This window comes from Janthinobacterium foliorum, from assembly GCF_978021625.1.
This window is the reverse complement of the sequence record NZ_CDXDQE010000001.1, coordinates 988,359-995,471: the sequence shown is the minus strand read 5'-3', so window position 1 is coordinate 995,471 and position 7,113 is coordinate 988,359. Positions and strand designations below refer to the sequence as shown.

5 protein-coding genes and 2 pseudogenes are annotated in these 7,113 nt (G+C 65.7%); 4 read left to right on the top strand and 3 right to left on the bottom strand.

The genetic code is table 11. The features are described 5' to 3' along the window. The 4 genes and pseudogenes from ACZ92H_RS04485 to ACZ92H_RS04470 all read left to right on the top strand — a co-directional run. Positions 1-170 (top strand): 5-deoxy-glucuronate isomerase (locus ACZ92H_RS04485; RefSeq protein WP_465048438.1); only part of this gene is annotated, 170 nt, incomplete at its 5' end. A gap of 12 nt (positions 171-182) precedes the next feature. Beyond that, positions 183-1,682 carry a CoA-acylating methylmalonate-semialdehyde dehydrogenase gene (locus ACZ92H_RS04480; protein ID WP_465047884.1) on the top strand — a complete coding sequence of 500 codons (1,500 nt, stop codon included), beginning with the start codon at positions 183-185 and terminating at the stop codon, positions 1,680-1,682. Positions 1,683-1,752: 70 nt separating this feature from the next. Beyond that, a pseudogene (locus tag ACZ92H_RS04475) lies at positions 1,753-1,944 on the top strand (methylmalonate-semialdehyde dehydrogenase (CoA acylating)); the annotation flags it as partial. Between the two features lie 70 nt (positions 1,945-2,014). Further along, positions 2,015-2,206, top strand: a pseudogene (locus ACZ92H_RS04470) (methylmalonate-semialdehyde dehydrogenase (CoA acylating)); the annotation flags it as partial. A 22-nt stretch (positions 2,207-2,228) separates the two neighbouring features. On the opposite strand, the gene ACZ92H_RS04465 reads toward ACZ92H_RS04470, so the two are convergent. The 3 genes from ACZ92H_RS04465 to acpA all read right to left on the bottom strand — a co-directional run bounded on the left by ACZ92H_RS04465 (position 2,229) and on the right by acpA (position 7,004). Further along, a complete protein-coding gene (locus ACZ92H_RS04465) occupies positions 2,229-3,803 on the bottom strand; it encodes a histidine-type phosphatase (RefSeq protein ID WP_465047885.1) in 1,575 nt (524 codons plus the stop codon). A gap of 104 nt (positions 3,804-3,907) precedes the next feature. Continuing rightward, the gene (locus ACZ92H_RS04460) at positions 3,908-5,527 is read right to left on the bottom strand and encodes a histidine-type phosphatase (protein WP_465047886.1); all 1,620 of its coding nucleotides are present in this window, start codon (positions 5,525-5,527) and stop codon (positions 3,908-3,910) included. Positions 5,528-5,606: 79 nt separating this feature from the next. After that, complete coding sequence (gene acpA, locus ACZ92H_RS04455) at positions 5,607-7,004, bottom strand: acid phosphatase (protein ID WP_131372282.1); 1,398 nt, start codon at positions 7,002-7,004, stop codon at positions 5,607-5,609. Positions 7,005-7,113: the final 109 nt, after the last annotated feature.

Genomic DNA, 7,113 nt, shown 5'->3' with positions numbered 1-7,113 from the left:
ACGAAGCCATGGCCGTGGAAAACCACGACGTGGTGATGGTGCCGCGCGGCTACCACCCCGTCACCGTGCCGTATGGCTACGACGGCTATTACCTGAACGTGATGGCCGGCCCGCAACGCGCGTGGCACTTTAAAAACGACCCGGCCCACGAGTGGCTGATGAGCAAGTAAAAAGGAAGAACAATGACAACGCAACAGATCGGTCACTTTATTGGTGGCAACCCCATGGCGTCGCGCTCCGAGCGCACCAGCGACGTCTTCAATCCCGCCACGGGCGCCGTCACGGCGCAAGTGGCGCTGGCCACGCCGGGCGAATTGAACGCGGCCGTGGCCGCCGCCCACGCGGCCTTTCCCGCCTGGTCGCAAACGTCCCCGCTGCGCCGCGCCCGCGTCATGTTCAAATTCAAGGAATTATTGGAAGAGCATGCGGACCAGTTGGCGGCCCTGATCACGGCCGAGCACGGCAAGGTGTTTACGGATGCGAAAGGGGAAGTGACGCGCGGCATTGAGGTGGTGGAGTTTGCCTGCGGCATCCCGCAGATGATGAAGGGCGAATATTCGGAACAGGTGGCCGGCGGCATCGACGCCTGGTCCATCCGCCAGGCCCTGGGCGTGTGCGTCGGCATCACGCCCTTCAACTTTCCCGTGATGGTGCCGATGTGGATGTTCCCGATGGCCATTGCCTGCGGCAATACGTTCGTCCTGAAACCGTCCGAGCGCGACCCGTCCGCCAGCCTGCTGCTGGCGCAATTGCTGACGGAGGCGGGCTTGCCGGACGGCGTCTTCAATGTCGTGCAGGGCGATAAAGAGGCCGTGGATGGCTTGCTGCACCACCCGGACGTGCGCGCCGTCAGCTTCGTCGGCTCCACGCCGATCGCCGAATACATCTATGCCACGGGCTGCGCCCAGGGCAAGCGCGTGCAGGCGCTGGGCGGCGCGAAGAACCACATGGTCGTCATGCCGGACGCGGATATTCCCCAGACGGTCGATGCCCTGATGGGCGCCGCCTTCGGCTCGGCGGGCGAGCGCTGCATGGCCATTTCCGTCGTCGTGGCCGTGGGCCAGGTCGGCGACCAGCTGGTGCAAGCGCTGGTGCCGCGCATCGCGGCCCTGAAAATTGCGCAGGGCATGGATTTAAAAGCGGAAATGGGCCCGGTGGTGACGCAGGTGCACAAGGAAAAGATCGCCGGCTACATCGCCACGGGCGTGCAGGAGGGCGCCAGGCTGGTGGCCGACGGGCGCGGTTTCGTCCTGCCCGGCCATGAAAACGGCTTTTTCCTCGGCGGCAGCCTGTTCGACCACGTCACGCCGGAGATGACGATTTACAAAGAGGAGATTTTCGGCCCCGTGCTGTGCATCGTGCGCGTGCCCGATTTTGCCACGGCGCTGGACCTGGTCAATGCGCACGAGTACGGCAACGGCACGGCCATCTACACGCGCGACGGCAACACGGCGCGCGAATACACGCACCGGGTGCAGGTGGGGATGGTGGGGGTGAATGTGCCGATTCCCGTGCCGATGGCCTTCCATAGCTTCGGCGGCTGGAAGCGCAGCCTGTTCGGCGACCACCACGCGCATGGCCCGGAAGCCGTGCGCTTCTATACGAAGCAGAAGGCGGTGACCCAGCGCTGGCCGGCGTCGACGGCGGCCGGCGCCGAGTTTGCCATGCCGACCCTGAAGTAATCCCATCCATGCTGCGCGCGGGGCACGAATACACGCACCGCGTGCAGGTGGGCAGGGATTGAAGAAGCCGGGGGTGAATGTGCCGATTCCCGTACCGATGGCCTTCCACAGCTTCGGCGGCTGGAAGCGCAGCCTGTTCGGCGACCACCACGCGCATGGCCCGGAAGCCGTGCGCTTCTATACGAAGCAGAAGGCGGTGACCCAGCGCTGGCCGGCGTCGACGGCGGCCGGCGCCGAGTTTGCCATGCCGACCCTGAAGTAATCCCATCCATGCTGCGCGCGGGGCACGAATACACGCACCGCGTGCAGGTGGGCAGGGATTGAAGAAGCCGGGGGTGAACGTGCCGATTCCCGTGCCGATGGCCTTCCACAGCTTCGGTGGCTGGAAGCGCAGCCTGTTCGGCGACCACCACGCGCATGGCCCGGAAGCCGTGCGCTTTTATACGAAGCAGAAGGCGGTGACGCAGCGCTGGCCGGCATCGACGGCGGCCGGCGCCGAGTTTGCCATGCCGACCCTCAAGTAAGGCGCGATGGCAGCGCGCGAAATCAGCGCGCCGCCACGTGGCCGTAGCAGGTTTTCAGTTTGGCGTAGTCGTAGAAGACGCTGCCGGGCGCGATGCGGGCGGTGTCGCAACTGGCCTGGAAAGCGGTTTCCTTTTCGTTGTACAGCAGGCGCACGATGAGCTGGCCCTCGCCATTGCGGTACACATCCCATTGCAGGTTGGCCGCCAGCGGCGAGACGTTCTGCCCGCGCCATGGATTGTTGGCATAGCTGTAGGGCGTCGATGCCGGCAGCGGCGCCAGCACCTGCTGCAAGCCCATGGCCGAGGCGAGCGGAATCATCATTTCGGCGTGCGTGAAGCGCAGCTTGGCCGCGTGGCGCAAGTCGCCCCTGGCCAGCGCGTCGACTTCATTGAAAAAGTCGTCGCGCAAGGCCAGCGCGAAGCGCCAGGTCACGCCCTTGCTTTCCTTGGTGGCGGGTCCCTTCTGGTAAAAATCCTCGTGGTCGGCGACAGACGCGTAATAGCGCGCATCCTCCGCAGGCATGTAGCGGCCGAAATCGGCCGGCACTTCATGGCGCATGCCGGCGCTGATCGCATACAGGTCATACAGTTTCGAGGCGGCCGCATTCAGGCTGCGGATGGCAGTCTTGCCGCTGCCCGTCATGGTGCGCGTGAATGTGCCATCGGCGCTGGTGAAGGTGTAGCTGCCCGTGTCCGCATAGCTGCTGGCGCCCCGTTCGAGCTGGTCGAGGAAGGCGGGCGCAAACAGCCGTTCGAGCACGCGGCGCGCATGCGTGGCCGCTGCCGGCAGCCGGGCGGGCGCATCCATCAGCGCGTGCAGCTGCTTGGTCTTTTCATAGCGCTGGTACGCCTGGCTGGCGCCATAGGTGGCGTAATACGGGTTGGCGGGATCGGTCACCAGGTCCGTCTGTGGCGCCAGCTTGTGCGCGTACAGCAGGAAGCGGTTGACGCCATCGGCCTGCAATACGGGAGGACGCCCCTGCGGGTACGGCGCGGGCGCGGGTGGCAAGGTCAGCAGCGGCGCCAGCGCCGGCGCGTGCTCGAGCAGCGATTGCGTGAAGAAGCGCGCACTGTCGCGCGCGCGGTCCACGCCCGAATGGATGGTGACGAGCTGGCGCGGCGCCGTTCCCGCGTCCTGCCCTACCTGCGCGAACAGGGCGGGCAGGCGCGCCAGCATGCGCGCGGCCAGTTGCCGGTGTTCCTCGATGCCCGTCTGCGACAGATTGCCGTAGCCGGGCTTTTCGATGCCCGCCACGCCATAGCCGAGCAGGGCATTTGCCTTCATCAGCGCCAGGATGTCGGCACCGAGCTCGCGCCCCAGCGGCGTGAGCGCATCCTGCGCGGCCGCCTGCTGCCACATCGCATACAGGGCCGCATCGTTTTTCATGCCCGTCAATCCGCGCGAACCATGGCGCGCTGCCAGCTGCGTGTAGATGGGCTGGTAGCCGGCCGGCGGCGCGGCGTACGTAGCCGGGTCCTGCTGCGGGGCGTATGGCGTCTTGGTCTGGTAATAACCTTCAATGGCCAGAGAGGGGCTGGCGCAGGTGGCGAGGGCCAGGGCCAGCAGCATGCTGGACGGGGGAAGCGATGGAGGCATGAGAGTCCGTAGGTGAGGTGATTGATTCCTGCCCGCAAGCCTAGCATCAAACGCCGGATGGGCGGGCACGGCTGTGAGCCGGCCCGCCCCCGCTTCCCGCCCGCCTACTGCGCCACGTGACCGTAGCAGGTTTTCAGCTTCGCATACACATAGAAATGGCTGCCGGCAGCGTAGCGCGCGCCATCGCAGGCGGCCTGGAAGTCCGTTTCCTTTTCGTTGTACAGCAGCTTGACCAGCACATTGCCGCCCGCGTCGCGGTACACATCCCACTGCATGTTGGCTGCCATCGGCGCCACGTACAGGCCACGCCAGCTGCTGTTGTCATAGCTGTAGGTCTGCGCCGCCGGCAGCGCGCCGACGACGGTTTTCAAACCCATGGCGGTGGCCAGCGGGATGATGGCTTCCGCATGCGTGAAGCGCAGCTTGGCGCCGTGCGACAGGTCGCCGCGCGCGATGGCGTCCACTTCCGTGAAGAAGTCGTCGCGCAGCGCGCGCACGTAGTTCGAGGTGACGCCGGCGCTTTCCGTGGTGCCGGGCCCCTTGTTGTAGAAGTCCTGGTAATCCTGCACGAAGGCCTGGTATTTGGCCGCGTCCGACGGCATGTACTGCACGAAATCGGCTTTCACTTCGCTCGCCATGCCTGCCATGATGGCGTACAGGTTGTACAGCACGGAAGCTGCATCGGCCAGGCCCTTGATGGTGGTCTTGCCGTCGCCCGTGACGGTGTTGGTGAACTTGCCGTCGTCGCTGGTGAAGCTGTAGGTCCCCGTATTGGCGAAGCTGTAGGTGCCGTTGTCGATCTTGTCCACAAACGCCCTGGTGAACAGGCGTTCCAGCACGGCGCGGCCCAGGGTGCGCGCCGTGGCATCCGTGTCGATGGCCGTGTACTTGGCGAGGAAGTCCGGGCTTTCCAGGTAGGTCTGGTAGGCCTGGCTGTCCTGGTAGGTCGGGTAGTAGCGGTCGAGGGCATCGGTGACAAGGTCCGTCTTCGGCACCAGCTTGTGCGCATACAGCAGGAAGCGGTTGGTGCCGTCCGGCTGTGCCACGGGCTTGCCGGCCGGGTAGCCGGCGGGTGCGGGCGGCAGGGTGATCAGCGGGGCCAGGGCCGGTGCCGTGGCCGCCAGCGATTGCGCGAAATAGGCGGCGCTGTCCTTGGCGCGGTCCACGCCGGAGCTGACGGTGACGATCTGGCGCGGCGCGCTGGCGGCATTCGCGCCCAGCTGCGTGAACAGGGCGGGCAGGCGCGCCAGCATGCGCACGGCCAGCTGCTTGTGTTCATTGATGCCCGTCTGCGACAGATTGCCGTAGCCGGGGGCGCTGATGCCGTCCACGCCGTAGCCGAGCAGCGCGTTGGCCTTGATCAGTTTCAGGATGTCGGCACCGAGTGTTTGTCCCAGCGGCGTGAGCGCATCGTCGGCCGCCGCCCGTTGCCAGACATTGTAAAAGGCCGCATCGTACTTCATGCTCGACAGTCCGCGGGAACCGTGCCGCGCCACCAGCTCGGTGTACACGGGCGCGTAGCCGGCCGGCGCGGCTTCGTAGGTGGATGCGTCCTGCTGCGGCGCATACGGCGTCTTGGTCTGGTAGTAGGTGGCGGGTGGCGCCGGGGTGACGGGCGGCGTGACCGGCGGCGTGGCCGGGACGGGCGGCGTATCGTCGCCGCCGCCACAGGCGGCCAGGGCGAGCATCAGGAGGGACAGGGGAAGATGGCGTGCGTGCTGCATGGCGTTTCCTTTGGATGTGAGTTGCCCGGGCGCGCCGCGCAGGCGGCGCACCCGGGGTAGACCGGCAGGAGAATGGCTGTTACAGCTTGAGGGCCCTGGCCAGGCTGTTGGCGCGCGCATCGCGTACGCTCAACGGCGCCAGGCCGTGGCGTTCCTCGATGAACTTCAGGATCGACACGGTTTCATATTCTGTATGGTCGATATGCCCGCCTTCGCTGAAGGGCGAGATGACCAGCGCGGGTATGCGCGTGGCCGGGCCGAAACGGTCGCCTTTCGGCGGCGCGACGTGGTCCCAGAAGCCGCCGTTTTCATCGGTGGTGACGATGATGACGGTGTCCTTCCATTGCGGGCCTTCCATGATGGCGCTGATGATGGCCACGCCCTCGTCGTCGCCGGCGGCCACGCTCGACTTGTCCATCCCCGGATGCATGTTCTTCTTGCCCATGGGCTTGTAGAACGAGACGGGCGGCAGCTTGCCCGCCTTGACGTCGGCCAGCATGTCGGAACGGTCCTTCAGGTGCGTGGCGCGCTGCTGCGGGCTGTCGATGAAGCGCTTGAAGTAGGTGAACGGCTGATGGTGGTAGGAGAAATCGTCGGCCTTCTTGCCCGACTTGGTCGAGGCGACGGCGATGTCGTAGCCGTCGGCATAGTAGACCCAGGAAATGCCCTTGTCCGTCAGGCGGTCGCCGATGGTGGGCATGGTTTGCGGCGGCAAAAAGGTCTGCTTCTTGGTCGGATCGAACAGCAGCGGGCCTTGCATGGTGTTGACGGCGTAGCCATCCTGCGTCACTTCCGCTTCTTCGCCCTTCTTGTGCCCCGTGCCGCGGTCATCGCGCGCGACGATATCGGCGGGGGCGTTCGGGAAGACGGGCGTGCAGGCGCAAGTGAGCCACATGTGGTTGAGGAAAGAGCCGCCGTAGGCGGACTGGAAAAAACGGTCGGCCAGGGTATAGCGCTGCGCCAGTGCCCACAGTTTGAGCTTGCTGCCATCGAAATAGCCCATCGGCAGGGCGCCCGTGTTGCCCTCGACGACGAAGCGGTCGTTCTTGCCATCGTTGATCTGGCGCTTGTGCGTCCAGAAGGCATGCACGGGACTGGCCGTCTTGTCGCCCAGCGAGACGCTCGGCTCCATGTGGAAGGGGGCGTTGGCGATGTCGCCCTTGAAGCGCTGATCCAGGCCCCCCTTGTCGAGCGCCACGGCGGGCAGCAGGAGATACGGCTTGCCATCCGGGCCAGTCTGCGTGGTGGTGTCGGGCGCGCGGCCATTGGCGATGCCGTCGGCGCCGGGGAAGGTGCCGAATAAATGGTCGAAGCTGCGGTTTTCCATGTACACGACGACGATCTGGCCGATCTTCGCCAGCTTCGGATCGGCGGCCGGCATGCCCGCTTGCTGCCGGCTGCCGGTGGGGCTGGTGCAGGCGGCCAGGCCGGCCGCGCCTATGCCGAACAAGGCCATTCTTAGAACGTGATTCAACATACCTGTCTCCTTGATGGCGCCTCCGTGGATGGGGCGCTTTTTTTTGTGGTGTGGCCAGAAATGGCCTGCTTGAAGAAATTGCACACGTGTGCAGCACGCGTGTGCAAAC

Excerpts from the sequence above, each read along its gene's own strand:
- ACZ92H_RS04480 (WP_465047884.1), top strand. The coding sequence starts at position 183 with ATGACAACGCAACAGATCGGTCACTTTATTGGTGGCAACCCCATGGCG.
- ACZ92H_RS04465 (WP_465047885.1), bottom strand. The coding sequence starts at position 3,803 with ATGCCTCCATCGCTTCCCCCGTCCAGCATGCTGCTGGCCCTGGCCCTC.
- acpA (WP_131372282.1), bottom strand. The coding sequence starts at position 7,004 with ATGTTGAATCACGTTCTAAGAATGGCCTTGTTCGGCATAGGCGCGGCC.
- ACZ92H_RS04460 (WP_465047886.1), bottom strand. The coding sequence starts at position 5,527 with ATGCAGCACGCACGCCATCTTCCCCTGTCCCTCCTGATGCTCGCCCTG.